The sequence below is a fragment of the Microvirga subterranea genome, assembly GCF_003350535.1.
Lineage (GTDB): Bacteria > Pseudomonadota > Alphaproteobacteria > Rhizobiales > Beijerinckiaceae > Microvirga > Microvirga subterranea.
Genome location: NZ_QQBB01000010.1, coordinates 75,354 through 92,851 on the forward strand (window position 1 = coordinate 75,354; position 17,498 = coordinate 92,851).

General features: G+C 67.3%; 16 protein-coding genes. 11 read left to right on the top strand and 5 right to left on the bottom strand.

The features are described from left to right. Positions 1–336: 336 nt before the first annotated feature. Entirely contained in the window at positions 337–1,146 is an 810-nt protein-coding gene (locus DES45_RS20810; RefSeq protein WP_114772193.1) for a MetQ/NlpA family ABC transporter substrate-binding protein, read from the top strand. Between the two features lie 63 nt (positions 1,147–1,209). On the opposite strand, the gene DES45_RS20815 is transcribed toward DES45_RS20810, so the two are convergent. The 3 genes from DES45_RS20815 to DES45_RS20825 form a co-directional block, all read right to left on the bottom strand. Then, complete coding sequence (locus DES45_RS20815) at positions 1,210–2,082, bottom strand: 4-(cytidine 5'-diphospho)-2-C-methyl-D-erythritol kinase (RefSeq protein ID WP_114772195.1); 873 nt, start codon at positions 2,080–2,082, stop codon at positions 1,210–1,212. Positions 2,083–2,164: 82 nt separating this feature from the next. Then, a complete protein-coding gene (locus DES45_RS20820; protein WP_245571822.1) occupies positions 2,165–3,955 on the bottom strand; it encodes a tetratricopeptide repeat protein in 1,791 nt (596 codons plus the stop codon). A 177-nt stretch (positions 3,956–4,132) separates the two neighbouring features. Then, on the bottom strand, positions 4,133–5,797 hold the full coding sequence (locus DES45_RS20825; protein WP_114772199.1) for an electron transfer flavoprotein-ubiquinone oxidoreductase: 1,665 nt from the start codon (positions 5,795–5,797) through the stop codon (positions 4,133–4,135). Positions 5,798–6,067: 270 nt separating this feature from the next. On the opposite strand from DES45_RS20825, the gene DES45_RS20830 reads away from it, so the two are divergent. The 5 genes from DES45_RS20830 to moaB all read left to right on the top strand — a co-directional run bounded on the left by DES45_RS20830 (position 6,068) and on the right by moaB (position 9,830). Next, on the top strand, positions 6,068–6,634 hold the full coding sequence (locus tag DES45_RS20830; protein WP_114772201.1) for a methylated-DNA--[protein]-cysteine S-methyltransferase: 567 nt from the start codon (positions 6,068–6,070) through the stop codon (positions 6,632–6,634). A gap of 69 nt (positions 6,635–6,703) precedes the next feature. After that, the gene (locus DES45_RS20835) at positions 6,704–7,531 is read left to right on the top strand and encodes a uracil-DNA glycosylase (protein ID WP_114772203.1); all 828 of its coding nucleotides are present in this window, start codon (positions 6,704–6,706) and stop codon (positions 7,529–7,531) included. A gap of 88 nt (positions 7,532–7,619) precedes the next feature. Next, positions 7,620–8,489 carry a KPN_02809 family neutral zinc metallopeptidase gene (gene ypfJ / locus DES45_RS20840; RefSeq protein WP_114772205.1) on the top strand — a complete coding sequence of 290 codons (870 nt, stop codon included), beginning with the start codon at positions 7,620–7,622 and terminating at the stop codon, positions 8,487–8,489. 108 nt (positions 8,490–8,597) lie between these two features. Next, complete coding sequence (locus tag DES45_RS20845) at positions 8,598–9,188, top strand: hypothetical protein (RefSeq protein ID WP_114772207.1); 591 nt, start codon at positions 8,598–8,600, stop codon at positions 9,186–9,188. Positions 9,189–9,281: 93 nt separating this feature from the next. Next, positions 9,282–9,830 (top strand): molybdenum cofactor biosynthesis protein B, encoded by a 549-nt coding sequence (gene moaB, locus DES45_RS20850; RefSeq protein WP_114772209.1) that lies wholly within the window; start codon positions 9,282–9,284, stop codon positions 9,828–9,830. A 118-nt stretch (positions 9,831–9,948) separates the two neighbouring features. On the opposite strand, the gene DES45_RS20855 is transcribed toward moaB, so the two are convergent. Next, complete coding sequence (locus tag DES45_RS20855) at positions 9,949–10,452, bottom strand: glycosyltransferase family 2 protein (protein WP_114772211.1); 504 nt, start codon at positions 10,450–10,452, stop codon at positions 9,949–9,951. A gap of 115 nt (positions 10,453–10,567) precedes the next feature. Between DES45_RS20855 and DES45_RS20860 the strand changes: the two genes are divergently transcribed. From DES45_RS20860 to DES45_RS20880, 5 genes are all read left to right on the top strand, one after another. After that, positions 10,568–11,749 carry a PA0069 family radical SAM protein gene (locus DES45_RS20860; protein ID WP_114772213.1) on the top strand — a complete coding sequence of 394 codons (1,182 nt, stop codon included), beginning with the start codon at positions 10,568–10,570 and terminating at the stop codon, positions 11,747–11,749. A gap of 237 nt (positions 11,750–11,986) precedes the next feature. Continuing rightward, positions 11,987–12,628 (top strand): ribonuclease HII, encoded by a 642-nt coding sequence (locus DES45_RS20865; protein ID WP_114772215.1) that lies wholly within the window; start codon positions 11,987–11,989, stop codon positions 12,626–12,628. Positions 12,629–12,787: 159 nt separating this feature from the next. Further along, entirely contained in the window at positions 12,788–13,981 is a 1,194-nt protein-coding gene (locus DES45_RS20870; RefSeq protein WP_114772217.1) for a site-specific DNA-methyltransferase, read from the top strand. A 97-nt stretch (positions 13,982–14,078) separates the two neighbouring features. Next, positions 14,079–15,056, top strand: coding sequence for an ABC transporter substrate-binding protein (locus DES45_RS20875; protein ID WP_114772219.1), 978 nt, complete (start codon positions 14,079–14,081; stop codon positions 15,054–15,056). Then, a complete protein-coding gene (locus DES45_RS20880) occupies positions 15,053–16,873 on the top strand; it encodes an ABC transporter permease (RefSeq protein ID WP_114772222.1) in 1,821 nt (606 codons plus the stop codon). The genes DES45_RS20875 and DES45_RS20880 overlap by 4 nt, the downstream gene beginning before the upstream one ends. Here DES45_RS20880 and DES45_RS20885 read toward each other — a convergent pair. Beyond that, on the bottom strand, positions 16,855–17,400 hold the full coding sequence (locus DES45_RS20885; protein ID WP_114772223.1) for a P-loop nucleotide/nucleoside kinase family protein: 546 nt from the start codon (positions 17,398–17,400) through the stop codon (positions 16,855–16,857). The genes DES45_RS20880 and DES45_RS20885 overlap by 19 nt on opposite strands. Between the last annotated feature and the right edge of the window lie 98 nt (positions 17,401–17,498).

The following is a 17,498-nucleotide window of genomic DNA, read 5'->3' on the forward strand; positions in this document are numbered from 1 at the left end:
AGAACATATCGGTTGACATAAAGACCTTCCGGTGCGAAACGTCTGTCGCTGTCCGGCGGCTGCGCCGACGGGGAGCCGCGGTGATTTGAGACGAGCAGCTTGCACCGCGTGATCAAACGCTAAAGCGCCACGGAGCGTACCCCGCCTCGTGGTTCACGAGGGTCGATGTGCCATGACGCGCCGTTTCCGATATCAGCCTTGACGTAAAAGCCACGGCATCGCCGAGCGGGCGGCTCTTCCGACCGCCGGCACCGATCCTCCTCCCAGACCATCCGAACCACATGTCCGGCTTCGTGTTGACGCCGGAAGACGAACCTTGCCCGAAAGACGAAAGCCATGCTTGATCTGACCCGTCGCACCCTCCTGTCCGCCTCCCTGGCGCTGACGACCGTTTTGGCGGCCGCGTTGCCGGCATCCGCCCAGCAGAAATCCATCAAGGTCGGCGTCATGTCCGGCGCCGAGGAGGAGGTCGCACAGGTCGTCAAGAAGGTGGCGACCGGCAAGGGGCTGAACGTCGAGCTCGTGCCCTTCTCCGACTACGCCCTCGTGAACGAGGCGCTGGAGCGCAAGGACCTCGACGCCAACGCCTTCCAGCACAAGCCCTATCTCGACGCGCAGATCGCGGCGCGCGGCTACAAGATCGTGCCGGTAGGCTTCACCTTCGTGCAGCCCATCGGGCTCTACGCGAAGAAGGTGAAAGGCGTGGCCGATCTGCCGAAGGGCGCGAAGATCGGCATTCCGAACGATCCGAGCAATGGCGGCCGCGCCCTCAACCTGCTGGCCCAGGAAGGCGTGATCAAGATCAAGGAGGGCAAGGGCCTGTCGCCGAGCCTCCTCGACATCGCCGAGAACCCGAAGGGCGTGCAGTTCTCCGAGCTCGACGCCGCGCAGCTGCCCCGCGCCCTGCCCGATCTCGACGCCGCCGTGATCAACACCGACCACGCGCTCAATGCCGGCCTCGACATCCGCAAGGACACGATCGCGGTGGAAAAGCGCGAGGGCAACCCTTATGCCAACTTCGTGGCGGCCCGCCAGGGCGACGAGAACCGCCCGGAGATCAAGACCTTCGTGGAATCCTACCAGTCGCCGGAAGTGGCGAAGTTCCTGGAGGAGCGCTTCAAGGGCGCGATCATTCCGGCCTGGTGAGGCACGGCCTCAGGGTTGCATCGGGCCGGGGCGCATCTGCGTCCCGGCTTTTTCATGCGATTCCTAGCGCAGGCTTGTCGCCTTCACCCACCAGCCGGGCCGCTCGCGCCGGATCCGCTTCGCGGCCTCGGCGGAAGCGGTGCAATCGCCGTAGAGGCCGAACACCGTCGCGCCCGACCCGGACATGCGCGCGAGACGGCAGCCCTCCGTCGCCTCCACAAGCCCGATCACCTCGCGGATGACGGGCTGGACCCGGCAGGCCGGCGCCTCCAGGTCGTTGCGCGCCACCTTCAGGCGGTCGAGCAGGGACGCTGGCGATGCGCCCTCCATGGCGGGATGCGGCGCTCCCGACAGAACCTGCCCCGCCTGCAATCCGAGCTCACGGAACACGGCCGGCGTCTCGACCGGCACCCGGGGATTCACCAGGACGCAGAACAGCCGCGGCAGGCCAAGCACGGGATCCAGGGCCTCGCCGACGCCACGCATCATCCTGGCCCGCGGCTCCAGGCACACGGGCACGTCCGCTCCCGTCAGGCGGGCCGCCTCGCGGACGGCCGGATGGGACAGCGGGATGTTGTTGAGGCGCGCCAGCAGCCGCAGGGCCGCAGCGGCGTCCGAGGACCCGCCGCCGATCCCGGCTGCAACCGGCAGGCGCTTCATCAGATGGAGCTCCCCGACCTTGAGGCCCTCTACCCGCTCCGCCAGGAGACGCGCCGCTTTCAGGACGAGATTATCCGCATCATTGCCCGCAAACGCGGCCGTCGGCCCGGCGATCTTCAGAGCGAGGCCCGGCCCCGGCTCGAGGCGCAGGTCGTCGCCCGTGCCGGCGAAGGCCACGAGGCTTTCGAGATCATGGTAGCCGTCCGCGCGCCGCCCGAGGACGTGCAGCGTCAAATTGATTTTGGCGGGGGCGCGGGTGGCGAGAGGCTGAGGCATGGCGCTTCCATGCCCGAGAGCGCCGACGATGGGAAGGGTATCCTCGAAGCGAAAGCCCGGCTCAGGGCCGGGCTTTTTTGGTTCAGCCGCCGCTCGCGTCGGACTTCTGCTCCGGAGCCGGTGTCGTCGATTCGGCCGCGGGCTTGGCGGCCTCGTCCAGGCCGTAGTCGATCTTGCGCAGGATCTTCACCAGATCCTCCTGCTCGGGGTTCGAGTCCTTGGCGTGGTTCCACTGGAACTTGGCCTCGAGCTGGCGCCCGACCTTCCAATAGGCGTCGCCCAGGTGGTCGTTGATGACCGGGTCGCCGGCCTTCAGCTCCACCGCCTTCTCCAGCTCCCGGACCGCATCGTCGTAGCGGCCCATGCGGTAATAGGCCCAGCCCAGCGAGTCGATGATCATGCCGTCGCGGGGGGCGAGCTCGACCGCCTTCGTGAGCATCTTGAAGGCTTCGTCGATGTTCATGTTCTGGTCGACCCAGGAATAGGCCAGGTAGTTCAGCACCTGCGCCTTGCCGGCCGGGAGCGTGTCCGGAACCAGCTCCATGGCCTTCTTCAGGTCCGCCTCGCCCTTCTCCCACTGCTTCGAGCGCTCGTAGGAGGTGCCGCGGTAGAAGTAGAGGATCCAATGGCCGCGATCGGGGGTGCCGATGAGCTCGATGGCCTTGCTGTAGACGTCGGCCGCTTCCGCGAACTGCTTGCGCGAGCGCAGCACGTTGCCGAGCGCCATCACGACCTCGACGTCGTCGGGCCGCTCCTTCATGAGGTTCTTGAGATAGACCTCGGATTCGGGGCTTCGGCCCATTAGCTCCAGGTTCTGGCCGATGGCGATGTCGGCGCTGGCGCGCACGGGAGCATCCTTCGGCACGCGGGTGAAGGCCTCGTTGGCCCGCTCGTACTGCTTCAGGCGCTCATAGACGTCGCCCAGGGTCACGAGGGCGAGCGGGTGGTCGGGGTTCAGGTCGAGGCCGAGGCGCAGATAGATGATGGCCGTGAGCTCGTCGCCCTGGCTGTTGCCGACGACGCCGAGGCCGTAGAGTAGCTCCGCCGCCCCGTCCTGGGCCGTCTTGACCATGGGCTCGTAAGGTTTGTTCTCCTCGATGGCCTTCATGGCGGCGCGCACGATGGGATGACGCGGCACGACCTCGTCGAAGCTCTTGTAGACCGCGAGCGCCTCCTGCTTGCGGCCGCGCTTGGCCAGGAAGCGGCCGTAGGCGTCGACCACCTGGAGGGTGTTGCGCTCGCCCTCATAGGCCGCCTTGAAGCGCTTGTCGGCCTCGGCGGTGTTGCCCACCACGTCGGCGATCAGGGCGGCGTGGTACTCACGGAACTGGTTGAAGGCGCGCTCGCTTTTGAGCTTGTCGACCGTCTCGAGAGCCTTCTTGCCGTCCTTGGAGCCCGCATAGGCCCAGGCCGCCAGGAGCGTGGCGGTCAGGTCGGCCCGGCGCGAGCCCGTGGCCTTCTGGAGCCGGGTGCGCACGTCGGCGTATTTCTGGTTCTTGAGGGAGCGGACGCTCAGGGCGAACTGGGCGAGGTTGTTCGACGCGTCGCGGGAGGCGAGCCGCTCGGCCGCCTTGAAGGCCTCCGGCATGGAGCCGTTGGCCAGGAACGCCACGAAGGCGCGCTCCAGAAGCTCCTGGTTGCGCGGATCCTCCTGAATCGCCTCGCGGAAGAAGGTCGTCGCCGCGGCCGTGTCGCGTGCCGAACCGGCCACGTAGGCCGCCAGGAAGTTGCCTTCCAGGCTCATGGCCGGCCGCAGGGGCTCGTTTGGTTCCGTATTGGCTGCCGCAACGGCTGGCGCAGCCAGGAGGCCGGCCATAGAAAGCAAAAGCGCGGGCAGGCCCTTGCGGACCGATGACAGTCTGTAGGTTGGCACGAAGCGGGGCTCCACTCATCGCGACATCTCAAGGGGGGGAGATGTGCGCCAAATCAGGCCGGAGAATGGCGTCTCGCCGTCGATGCGGCAAGGGGAACATTGCCGCTGGTCGAGGCCTCGTGAATAAATAAGGGCTTGAAAGCTCTCAGGGCGGCCCGGAACGGAGCCGCCCCTCCCTTACATGTTGATGTAGTTCGGACCGCCCGCGCCTTCGGGCGTGACCCAGTTGATGTTCTGGTTCGGGTCCTTGATGTCGCAGGTTTTGCAGTGCACGCAGTTCTGCGCATTGATCTGGTAGCGCGGACCGCCCTCCCCCTCGACCCATTCGTAGACGCCGGCCGGGCAGTAGCGCTGCGACGGGCCGCCATAGACGTCGTGCTCGGAGGCCTTCTGCAGGCCCATGTCCTTGACCTGAAGGTGCGGCGGCTGGTCCTCCTCATGGTTGGTGTTCGACAGGAACACCGAGGAGAGCTTGTCGAAGGTGAGCACCCCGTCCGGCTTCGGATACGTGATCGGCGTCACCTCCGAGAGCGGCAGGAGGCATTCGTGGTCGGGCTTGCCGTGCTTCATGGTGCCGAAGAACGACCAGCCGAACAGCTCCGTCATCCACATGTCGAGGCCGCCGAGCGCCACGCCGGCCGCCGTGCCGTATCTCGACCAGAGCGGCTTCACGTTGCGCACGCGCTTGAGGTCGTAGCCGATCGGCGAGGAGCGCCAGGATTCCTCGTAAGAAGCCACCTCGTCATGGGCGCGGCCCGCCTGCAGGGCCGCGAAGACGTGGTCGGCACAGAGCATGCCGGACAGGATGGCGTTGTGGCTGCCCTTGATACGCGGCACGTTCACGAAGCCGGCGGAATCGCCCACGAGGCATCCGCCGGGGAAGGACAGGCGCGGCACCGACTGCCAGCCCCCCTCCATGATGGCGCGGGCGCCGTAGCCGATGCGCTTGGCGCCCTCGAACACGTCGCGGACCATCGGGTGGGTCTTGAAGCGCTGGAACTCCTCGAACGGCGACAGGGTCGGGTTCTTGTAGTTCAGGTGCACCACGAAGCCGACCGACACGAGGTTGTCGTCGAAATGGTAGAGCCAGGAGCCGCCGCCGGCATTGTTCGGCAGGGGCCAACCCATGGAGTGGCGCACGAGGCCTGCTTGAAACTTCTCCGGCCGGACCTGCCACAGCTCCTTAATGCCGATGCCGTATTTCTGGTGGTCGCGGCCCTGATTGAGGCCGAAGCGCTCGACCATCTGCTTGGTGAGCGAGCCGCGGGCACCCTCGCCGAAGATCGTGTACTTGGCGCGCAGCTCCATGCCGCGGGTGAAGCTGGCGTTGGGCTCTCCGTCGCGGCCGATGCCCATGTCGCCGGTGGCGACGCCCACCACCTTGCCGTCCTCGACCAGGACCTCGGCCGCCGGGAAGCCCGGATAGATCTCGACGCCGAGCTCCTCGGCCTTGCGGCCGAGATAGCGGGCGACGTTGCCGAGCGAGCCCACGAAGTTGCCGTGGTTGTTCATGAGCTTGGGCATGAACACGTTGGGGAGCTTCAGGCCGCCCGCCGGCCCGAGATAGATGAACTCGTCGGCCGTGACCTGGGTGTGGAGCGGCCGGTCGGAATCCTCGCGCCACTCAGGGATGAGCCGGTCGAGGCCGATCGGGTCGATCACCGCGCCGGAGAGGATGTGCGCGCCGACCTCGGAGCCCTTCTCCACCACCACGACCGAAATGTCCGCGCCCGTCTCGGCCGCCAGCTGCTTGAGCCGGATGGCGGTGGCAAGGCCCGCAGGACCGGCGCCGACGACGACGACGTCGAACTCCATCGATTCACGGGCGGGCAGATCGGCCATGCTTTCCTCCTGATACGCGGCTCAACGCTTGAAGCGGCAGATAGTTTACATATGAACAGTCTGGCCGACTTCTCAAGTCCTCTTACCTTAGAAGCTTCCTAGCTTCATTGACGCCGGGTCGAAAGTTCTCTTTCGTCATAAGGTTATGCACAAGGTCGATCATCGCCGTCGGCCCTGACGGACATCGATCACCTCGGCGGAGAGGAGGACCACCGCGCGAAGGAGCCTGTCCCGAGTTGTTCGGCGATGCCGGGAGGACTACAAGGAAGCATGCCGGATCATCCGTCGGACCACGGAACGTTCTATACGCTGTTCGAAACTTCCATCGGGCTCTGCGGGCTCGCTTGGAACGAGCGCGGCGTGGTCGGATTCCAGCTTCCCGAGGATGGCGTTCCGAAGGTCCGTGCCCGCCTCGCCAGGCGCTTTCCGGGGATCGTCGAGGCCGCGCCGCCTCCGGCCATCCAAGCCATCGTCGCGGACGTGACCGCCCTGCTGCAGGGCGAAGCGCGCGATCTGTCCGCCGTGGCGCTGGACATGGACGGCGTGTCCGACTTCGACCGCCGCGTCTACGAGATCGCCCGCGGCATCCCGCCGGGCCGCGTGCTGACCTACGGGGAGGTTGCTGCCCGGCTCGGCATCGACAACGCCCGGGCGATCGGGCAGGCCCTCGGGCGCAACCCGTTCGCCATCATCGTGCCGTGCCACCGGGTCGTCGCGGCGGGCGGCAGGCTCGGTGGCTTCTCGGCCAATGGCGGCGCCATGATCAAGCGCCGCCTCCTTGCCATCGAAGGCGCCCGCCGCGACGAGGGCCCGACTCTCTTCGACCTGATTTCGTAAAGCCGGGATCTGCCGGGCCCTCGACAGGCCCGAGTTGTTCATCGCCCCTAGGATGCTTACATACGATCCATGCAGGATCACCCTCACGACCGCGACGCTCTCCAAGCGCTCCTCGACTTCCACGTCGAGGCGGGGGTGGACCTTGCCCTGGACGAGACGCCCCACAACCGCTTCGCCGAACCGGCCCCCGCCCCCAGCCAGCCGAAGGCGCAGGAGCCGAGGCGCCAAGCGCCCCAAGCTGCGCCCCCGCCTCCGCGCACGCTGCCCAAGATGGCGGCCGCCGCGCCCGAGGACGTGGCCACCATGGCGCGGGAACTGGCGCGCGATGCCAAGTCCCTGGAGGAGCTCGAAGGGCTCCTGCGGGAGTTCGACGGCTGTGCCCTCAAGTTCAGCGCCAAGAACCTCGCTTTCGCGGACGGCAATCCGGAAGGACGCGTCATGCTCGTGGGTGAGGCGCCCGGCGCCGACGAGGACCGGATCGGAAAGCCCTTCATGGGCCGCTCCGGCCAGCTTCTCGACCGGATGCTCGCCGCCGTCGGCCTCGACCGGTCCCAGGTTTACGTGGCCAACATCGTGCCCTGGCGCCCGCCGGGGAACCGCACGCCGACCCCGCAGGAGGTCGCGATCTGCAAGCCGTTCATCGCCCGGCAGATCGAGCTCGCCGGCCCCGAATTCCTGCTCTGCCTCGGCGGCCCGGCCGCCCAGAACCTGCTCGGCGTCAAGGATGGGATTCTTCGCACCCGCGGGCGCTGGTTCACCTACAAGACGGAGGATGGGCGCGATGTCCGCGCTCTTCCGACCCTGCATCCGGCCTATCTCCTGCGCCAGCCCCTGCAGAAGCGGCTCGGCTGGCGGGATTTCACGGCTCTTCGCCGCGCCCTCGACGGGAAGGATTGAGGCGGTCTTCCGCCCCGGGACGGAACCCGCCTATAAGGTTCAGCTTTAAGACCGTGCGGTACGTTGCGCCGCTTTTGGTAGGTGGACCATGCGCTGGGAAGACTTTCGAACCTCGTCCAATGTGGAAGACCGACGCGGCATGGGCATTCCCGGCGGCGCCGGCGGCCTCGGCATGGGCACCATCATCATCCTCGGCCTGGTCGGCTGGGCGCTGGGCATCGACCCACGCGTCCTGATCGGCGGCGCCGAGATGATCGCGGGCGGCGGCTCGGGCTACCAGCAGCAGCAGCAGGGCCGCCAGGGCACGCCCCAGGACGAGATGGGCCGCTTCGCCTCCGCGATCCTCGGCAACACCGAGGACGTGTGGAAGACCGTGCTGCCCCAGCAGACCAACCGCCAGTATGATCCGCCGAAGCTCGTGCTCTTCTCCGGCGCGACCCGCTCCGGCTGCGGCGGCGCGCAATCCGCCATGGGGCCGTTCTACTGCCCGCTCGACCAGACCATCTACATCGACCTGTCGTTCTTCCAGGAGATGCAGCAGCGCTTCCGCGCCGGCGGCGACTTCGCCTATGCCTACGTGCTCGCTCACGAGGTCGGCCACCACGTCGAGAACGAGCTCGGCATCCTGCCCCGCGTGCAGGAGCGCCAGCAGCAGGTCGGCGGCTCCGAGCGCAACCAGCTTTCCGTCCGCGTCGAGCTGATGGCCGACTGCCTCGCAGGCGTCTGGGCGCACCATTCCAACCAGCGCTGGCAGTCGCTCGAACAGGGCGACATCGAGGAGGCGATCCGGGCCGCCGAGGCCATCGGCGACGACCGCCTGCAGAAGCAGAGCCAGGGCCGCGTGATGCCCGACAGCTTCACCCACGGCTCCTCCGAGCAGCGCATGCGCTGGCTCACGACGGGCCTGAAGAGCGGACAGGTCCAGGCCTGCGACACGTTCCGGGCGGCGAGGCTTTAGTTCGGACCATTTTTGGCCGAGCGCCATCGCAAGGTCTCAGAATTCAGCCATACCGCCTGGCAGCGGCCCTGAGCTAGACTGAGGGCCGTTTGCACGTGGAGGCACGGCATGGCGGAAAATCCGGAAAGCGGCATCGGACATCGCAAGCGCCTTTGGAGGATAGCTCCCTGGACGATCTCGGCACTCACTTTGCTGCTCCCGCTGATCGCAATGCAGTTCACGGACGAAGTGGACTGGAATGCGACTGATTTCGCCGTTCTCGGCATCATGCTGACCGGCGCTTGCGGCGCCTACGAACTGGCGGCAAGCAGGAACGGAAACATCGCTTACCGGGCCGGCGTCGGCGTTGCGCTCGTGGCGGCGTTCATCCTCATTTGGATGAACCTTTCTGTCGGCATCATCGGGGCTGACGACGATCCAGCCAACCTGATGTATGGCGGAGTGCTCGCCGCCGGACTCTTCGGCGCCTTCATCGTACGCTTTCAGCCTCGCGGCATGGCGCGCGCGTTGGTCGCGACGGCGCTCGCCCAAATGGTGCCCGGCGTGGTTGCCCTGGCCGCCGGATGGGGATCCGCTGCGGAAAACTGGCCGGAGGCTATCGTGGTCCTGACCGGGTTCTTTGCTGCGCTATGGCTCATGTCGGCCTGGTTGTTTCGCAAGGCAGCACTGGGGCAGCCCCTTGCGGATGCAAAGCCGTAGGTAAGACAGACTGATCCCTCAGGCTCATCGTTGTTTCTGGAACTCGCCCCTGTGCCGCGCTAGATAACGGCTCGTTCCATCAGAGCCCATTCCATGCCCGGCATCGACCCGTCCCTCACCTTCATTCCTCTCTCCATCGCGGTGCTGACCGTCTCCGATACGCGCTCGCTGGAGGAGGACAAGTCCGGCGCGACGCTCGCCGAGCGTCTGACGAAGGCCGGGCACCGGCTCGGTGACCGGGCCATCGTGACGGACGACGTGGAAGCGATCCGGGCCAAGGTGAAGGGCTGGATCGCCGACCCCGCCATCGACGTGATCATCACCACCGGCGGCACCGGCTTCACCGGCCGCGACGTGACGCCGGAGGCCGTCGAGCCCCTGTTCGAGAAGCGCATGGACGGCTTCTCGGCCGTGTTCCACCGCATCAGCTACGACAAGATCGGCACCTCGACGATCCAGTCCCGCGCCACCGCCGGCGTGGCGGGCTCGACCTTCATCTTCGTGCTGCCGGGCTCGCCCGGCGCCTGCAAGGACGCCTGGGACGGGATCCTGGAAACCCAGCTCGATTATCGCTACCGGCCCTGCAACTTCGTCGAGATCATGCCGCGCCTCGACGAGCACCTGAAGCGCACGAAGGGCTGATCCCTTAGAGCATCGTGCGAAAAAGTGGACCCGGTTTTTCGCCAGAACGATGCTCTCATTTAGAGAGAAAGCATCGGATCGATCCCGAAAGTGCAGATCCACTTTCGGGTCCGATGCTTTAGCCGAAGGCCGGGTCGCGCTCGATCACGGCGGCGAGCCGCACGGGCCGCCGCGGCCTGACGCCGTCGAGCAGAACCCGGCGATGGACGAGGTCGCCGGCCCGAATGGTCGTTTTTCCGGCGAGACGGCACACGGCGTCGATCGCCGGCCGGAAAAATCCCGCCTGCCGATGGCGCAGCCGCGCGATCCCCCGCTCCGGCAGGCTTAAGGCGACGAAGCGGTCCAGCACCCGGATCCAACCCTCCCGGGGGATGTCCCCGTCGTCGAGGCACAGGATCCAGTCGCGCCGGGCCGCTTCGGCACCGGCCTTCCAGGAATTCTCTTCCGTCACGATCAGGGTCGCGCCGCTGGCATCGGCCACGCGGGCGACGGTGTCATCCTCCCGAGGGGCCAGGATGACGGCATCGCCGACGAGCCCCGCCGCGACGGCGGGCACGAGGGAACTCAAGGTCACGGCCAGGGCCTCGGGTCCCCGGGTGACGCGAACGAGAACGGTGATCATCTGGCAATTGTAGCCTCTCTGCGGGCCCGCGTCGCCACGAAGAAGACTTGATTTTGTTCCAGTTTTGTTCTTTGTTCCTAGTCTGTTCCCATGCTTGGATTCGTTTGAGGCCCCCATGACCGTCCGCGCCAAGGATAGCGCCCGTGATCCCGTCCGCTCCCGGCCGGCGACCCGCAGCCCGATCGAGGCGGCGGAGGCGGCCCGCCGCCGGATGGACGACCCGGCCTACCGGGTCGAGGCGGACCAGCGCCGGGGGCGCGGCGCCGTATCGAACCCGACCGGCCGCTACGAGCCGGCGCAGCGCGAGACGTTCGACGACGGCTGGGACCTTGAGGTGGACCTGCCTCCCCTGCCGACCGAGGTCATCATCGAGAAGCCGCGCACGGTCATCACGCGAAACGATTCGCCCGACATCGGCTACGACCGCTCGATCAACCCGTATCGCGGCTGCGAGCACGGCTGCTCCTACTGCTTCGCGAGGCCGACCCACGCCTATCAAGGCCTGTCCTCGGGGCTCGACTTCGAGACCAAGATCTTCGCCAAGCCCAGCGCGCCCGAATTGCTGGAGAAGGAACTGCGCGCCGCGAACTACCAGCCGGGCACGATCGCGATCGGGTCGAACACCGATCCGTATCAGCCGGTCGAACGGCGCTTCCGCATCATGCGCGGCATCCTGGAGGTGCTGAACCAGGCCAACCATCCGGTCGGCATCGTGACGAAATCGGCCCTGGTCACCCGCGACATCGACATCCTGGCCCAGATGGCCGACAAGCAGCTCGCCAAGGTGGCGATCTCGATCACCACCCTCGACCCGAAGCTCGCCCGGAAGATGGAGCCCCGCGCCGCCTCGCCGGCCAAGCGCCTCGAGACGGTGCGCAAGCTCACCGAGAACGGCATTCCGGTGACGGTGCTCGTCGCCCCCATCATTCCGGCCATCAACGACCACGAGATCGAGGCGATCCTCAAGGCCTCGGCCGAGGCCGGCGCCACGGAGGCCGGCTACGTGCTGCTGCGCCTGCCGCACGACCTCAAGGAGCTGGTGCGCGACTGGCTGGCCGAGCACTACCCCGACAAGCTCAACCACGTCTTCTCACTCCTCCAGGAGGCGCGTGGCGGCAAGGACTATGACGCCCAATGGGGGGTGCGCCAGACCGGCATCGGCCCCTATGCCTGGATGCTCGGCCGCCGCTTCGAGACCACCGCCGAGCGGCTTGGCCTGAACAAGCGCTCCCTGAAGCTGCGCACCGACCTGTTTCGCCCGCCCGCGAAGGAGACCGGGCAGCTGAGTTTGTTTTGAGACTGCTCCTAACTCTGCCCTCATCCTGAGGAGCGGCGAAGCCGCGTCTCGAAGGATGCTTCCAGCGTGCACTGGAGACGCCTCGCCGTTCGAGACGCTTCGCTCCTCAGGGTGAGGCTATGTGGGCATCAGTTCCTCGTTGCTGCTGAATGACCACGACGGCAGATCAACACCTGCGTCACTGACGAATCGCCTTGAGGGTGGAAAACAAATCGCATCCCGGCTTTCATCCGGCCCATGCCGGCACCGATTCGCACCCTCACCAAGCCGAGCCTCGGCATCGAGCGCGAGCTCGCCGCCCGCGCGGCTGGCTTCACCTGCATCGCGGGCCTCGACGAGGTCGGGCGCGGGCCGCTCGCGGGTCCCGTCGTCTCGGCCGCCGTCGTGCTCGATCTGGAGCGGGTGCCTGAAGGGCTTGCCGATTCGAAGGCGCTGACGGCCCAGAGGCGCGAGGCTCTGTTCGCCGAGATCCTCGCCACGTCGCATGTGGGAATCGCGTCGATCTCGCATGCGGAGATCGACAGCATCAACATCCGCCAGGCCTCGCTGCTGGCCATGTGCCGCGCGCTCGCGGCGCTGCCCTGCCGGCCCGACATGGCGCTCGTCGACGGCAACGATCCGCCGGACCTGCCCTGCTCCGTCGAGGCGATCGTGAAGGGCGATTCGCGAATCGCCTCCATCGCGGCAGCCTCCATCGTCGCGAAAGTGGTGCGCGACCGGCTGATGGCGCGGCTCGGAAACGCTTATCCGGCCTACGGTTTCGCGTCGAATGCCGGCTACAGCACCAAGACCCACCTCACGGTGCTGGCGAAGGAAGGCCCCTGCCCCTTCCATCGGTTGAGTTTCGCGCCCTTGAGGCAAGGGTTACTCGACCTGTAACCTTACTTAACGTCCGTTAACGTAAAAAGATCAGTATTTTCAATGGGTAGGCAGAATTTGCCGATCCAAAATAGCACGCCGATTTTTCCACTTGGAAACTTCATCTTTACCCTAACGGACCATGATCGGGACTGTCAGTTGCGTAACCGGTGATCACCCATGGGTACCTCGCGTACCGGGGCCGCCGGCGCCACCTCCCGGATCCATGTCTCGCGTACCGGGCGGTCTGCGTCGGCGCCTCGGACGGGGCTCAAAGCCCCCCTGTCCGTCCTGCAGCCTCTTCCTCTCAACGAGATCCTTCTCGGAGACTGCATCGCCAATCTCGAGAAGCTTCCGCCCGAGAGCGTGGACGTGGTCTTTGCCGACCCGCCCTACAACCTCCAGCTCGAGCAGGCGCTCACGCGCCCGGACCAGAGCCTCGTCGACGCGGTCGACGACGACTGGGACAAGTTCGCGAGCTTCGCCGACTACGACGCGTTCACCCGCGCCTGGCTCCTCGCCGTGCGCCGCGTGATGAAGAAGAACGCGACGCTGTGGGTGATCGGCTCCTACCACAACATCTTCCGCGTCGGCACCGCGCTGCAGGACCTGAACTTCTGGGTCCTCAACGACATCGTGTGGCGCAAGGCCAACCCGATGCCGAACTTCCGGGGACGCCGCTTCACCAACGCGCACGAGACCATGATCTGGGCCTCGAAGAGCGCCGAGGCGAAGAACTACACCTTCCATTACGAGGCGCTCAAAGCCGCGAACGAAGACGTTCAGATGCGCTCGGACTGGTTCATCCCCATCTGCACGGGCGAGGAGCGCCTGAAGGACGGGGCCGGCCGGAAGGTCCACCCGACCCAGAAGCCCGAGGCGCTGCTGGCGCGGGTGCTGCTCTCCTCATCCAATCCGGGCGACGTGGTGCTCGATCCCTTCTTCGGCTCCGGCACCACCGGGGCCGTGGCCAAGAAGCTCGGCCGCAACTTTATCGGCCTCGAGCGCGACCCGACCTACGCCAAGGCGGCGCGCGCGCGAATCGACGCAGTCGTGCCCCTGTCGGACGCCTCGATCGCGGCGCCGCCGGAAAAGCGCGCCGAGGTGCGCGTGCCCTTCCTGTCCCTGATCGAGAGCGGCCATGTCGCGGCCGGCGAGACCCTGGTCGACGAGCGCCGCCGCTTCCAGGCGACCGTGCGCGCCGACGGCTCCCTGGCGCTCGGGGCCATCATCGGGTCGATCCACAAGATCGGCGCTCTGACCCAGGGACTGCCCGCTTGCAACGGCTGGACCTTCTGGCACGTGGAGCGGAAAGGGAAGCTCGTCTCGATCGACGAGTTCCGCGCCAAGGTCAGAGCGACATTGACCGCTTGAGCCGATAGGCTATTTGGTGACGGTGCGAGCGCACCGTCACACCTCCGTCACCGAGCAGCGCTAGCGCGAAACCGTCATTGCCCGGAGACGAAGCCCCATGAAGCGCCTGATCCTTTCCGCCGTTCTCGCCCTCACGCCCGCTCTCGCGCTGGCGCAGGGATTGTCCGGTAACCTCGTGCTCTATACGAGCCAGCCCAACACGGACGCGCAGCAGACTGTCGACGCCTTCAAAGCGAAGCATCCGGGCGTGAACGTCACCTTCGTGCGCGACGGAACTCCGAAGATCCTCGCCAAGCTGCGGGCGGAGTTCGAGGCCGGCCAGCCCCAGGCGGATCTTCTTCTCATCGCCGACAGCGTCACCATGGAGGGCCTCAAGAAGGAGGACCGCCTGCTGGCGCACGACAAGGCGGACGTCTCCGCGTATCCAGCCGGCACGCACGACCCGCAGAAGCACTGGTTCTCCACCAAGCTGATCACCACCGGCATCGCCTACAACACCAAGGCCTCGTTCAAGCCGGCCTCCTGGGCCGACCTCACGAAGCCCGAGGCGAAGGGCCAGGTGATCATGCCGAGCCCGCTCAGCTCCGGTGCGGCGCTCATCCACGCCGCCACCCTCACGGGCAACATCGAGGGCGGCTGGGACTATTACGAAGCGCTCAAGGAGAACGGCGCCCTCGCAGGCGGCGGCAACGGCGATGTGCTCAAGAGCATCGCCGGCGGCGAGAAGCTCTACGGCGTGATCGTCGACTACATGCCGATCCGCGAGAAGGCCAAGGGCGCGCCGGTCGAGTTCGTGTTCCCGAAGGAAGGCGTCTCGGCCGTGACTGAGCCTGTCGCCATCCTGAAGACCACCAAGAATCCCGAGGCCGCCCGCGCCTTCGTGGACTTCCTGCTCTCGAAGGAGGGCCAGGAGCTCGCCCTTAAGCAGGGCTACATCGCGGCCCATCCGGCCGTCGCGCTGCCCGCCGGCTACCCGTCCCGCGATGCCATCAAGGTGATGCCGTTCGACGCCGCGCAGGCGCTCGCCGACGAGACCAAGAACAAGGCGGCCTTCGCGGACATCTTCGGCCAGTGAGACGCGACACCCGGGACAGAACGTTCTTCCAACGGGGAGGCTTCGGCCTCCTCGCGCTTCTCGCCGTCCTCACCTTCGCGTTCGACATCCTGCCGGCCGCCCGCCTGATCGGCGCGGCGCTGGCCCCGGGCGGCGCCTTCTCGCCTGACAACGCGCTTTCCGTGATCACGAGCCGCTCCGCGATCCGCGCGAGCGTCGCGACGCTGGAGACTGCGCTCCTCTCCAGCCTCCTCGCCCTCCTGATCGGCGGCGCCATGGCGTTGGTCCTCGGGCTGACGGATGCGCGAGCGCGACGCCCGGCCTCGTTCCTCTTCGTCCTGTCGATGATGATTTCGCCGCAGGTCGTGGCGCTCGCGTTCTTAAGCCTCGCGGGTCCGGCCTCGCCGCTCCTGAACGCGCTGGGCCTCGCGCCCGCGGCGGGCACGCCCAACCCCATGCTGGGGCGCGGGGGCATCATCCTGGTGCTCGGGCTCCACCATGCGCCGCTCGTCTACGTGGTCCTCAGTGCCGGCCTGCGCCGGATTCCCGGCGCCGTGATCGAGGCGGCGCGGATCGACGGCTCGAGCCCGAAGCGGATCGTGGGCACCATCGTGCTGCCGCTGCTGCGTCCCCACCTGATCGGCGCCGCACTTCTGGCCTTCGTGGCGGGTATCGGCAATTTTGGCATTCCGGCGCTGCTCGGCGCACCGGTCAACTACCTCACCCTGCCGGTCCTCATCTACCGGCGCCTCTCCAGCTTCGGGCCCGGGATCATCGGCGACGTGGCCGCGCTCGGCCTCCTCGTCGCTGCGGTGGCGGGACTTTGCGTGGCCCTGAGCCACTGGCTCACCCGCGAGGAAGCGGTGCAGCTCGAGGAGGACCGGCCCTTCGAGCCGTTCTGGCGTCTCGGCGCGGGCCGCCGGCTCGCCGAAACCGGCGTGTGGGCCGTGCTCGCGGTCGCCCTTGCCCTGCCGATGCTGTCGCTTTTGACCGCGTCCCTGGTGCCGTCCTACGGCATGGCGCTCACTCCTGTGACCGCGACCCTCGACAACTTCGTCGAAGTCCTGGTGCGGCAGGACGTGACCGTGCGGGCCTTCCGCAACTCGTTCTTCTATGCGGGCGGCGCGGCGCTCGCGCTGGCGCTGCTCTCGATCCCGCTCGCCTACGCGCTCGTGCGCCGTGCGGGCGCGGCCCGCACCATCGTGCCGGCGCTCCTCGAAATCGCTTATGTGCTGCCCGGCGTGGTGCTCGCCATCGCGTGCATCCTGCTCTTTCTCAAGCCCCTGCCGCTCGTCGGCGTGTCGCTCTACGCCACGCCCTGGATCATCGTCTTCGCCTATCTGGCCCGGTTCCTGCCGGTCGCCCTGAAGCCTGCGATGGCCGCCATGGAGCAGGTCGAGCTGGCGCAGGAGGAGGCCGCTGCCCTCGACGGCGCCAGGACCTTCCGCCGGATCGCGGACATCGTCGCCCCGTCGCTCCTGCCCGCCGCAGCGGCCGGCGGCCTGATGGCCTTCCTGCTCGCCTTCAACGAGCTCACGGTCTCGGCCCTGCTGTGGTCCGCGGGCACCGAGACCATCGGGGTCGTGCTCTACAACCTCGAGGAGGCGGGGCTCGCCGCGCAGGCCTCCGCCATCGCGGTCACGAGCGTGGTGGTGATCACCCTCGCGATGCTGGCCCTCGACCGGCTGAGCGCGCGGCTTCCCGCCGGCACGCTCCCGTGGGATTGCGCCTCGGCATCGCCCGTCGCGCGTGCGGCCGCGGCCGCCCCGATGGCGCCCTTCGTGCCGGAGAGGCTGGCGCCGGTGACGGCTCCGCACGGTCAGGTCGTGCGGGGCTGAGCGCTCCCGGCGAACTCCGCAAGGATCCGGTCGACCACCTCGTCCACCGTCAGGTCCGCGTTGTCGATCCATAAGCCGAGCCGGGGCGTCTCGTTCTTCAGGGCGGAAGTCAGGATTGTGGGTGGGAAATGAGGGCCGTAACCCGTCTTCGAGCGGGCTTCGTCCCGCTCCGCGAGGACCTCAGGCGCGGGCGCCAGCACGACGATGGCCGGCGAGAGATGGCGGAGCCGCTCGGCGACCTCCTGCAGCGCGTCGCCGATGAGGATATCCTGGTAGACGACGGAGAAACCCGCCTCGACATAGGCCTGGGCGGCATCGCATGCGAGGCGCCTGCGCAACGCGAGCTGACGCAGGGCCTCGACCGAAAGCTCCGGCCCCATCGGGGCGGCGCCGTTCACGATCATTTTGCGGAAGACGTCGCCCCGCAGGTGCACCGAGGGATCGAGCCGTCGGGCGAGGCTCTCGGCCGTCGTCGACTTGCCGGCCGCCATGGCGCCGGTGATGATGAAGGGACGGGGAGACGTCATCGGTCGCGACCATTCCTAATGATGCGGCGGCCGGCAGACCCGATGCCGCGGATGGGATGGGAAAGGGCCGCCGCAAACGGCCCTTTCGTTCTACGAGA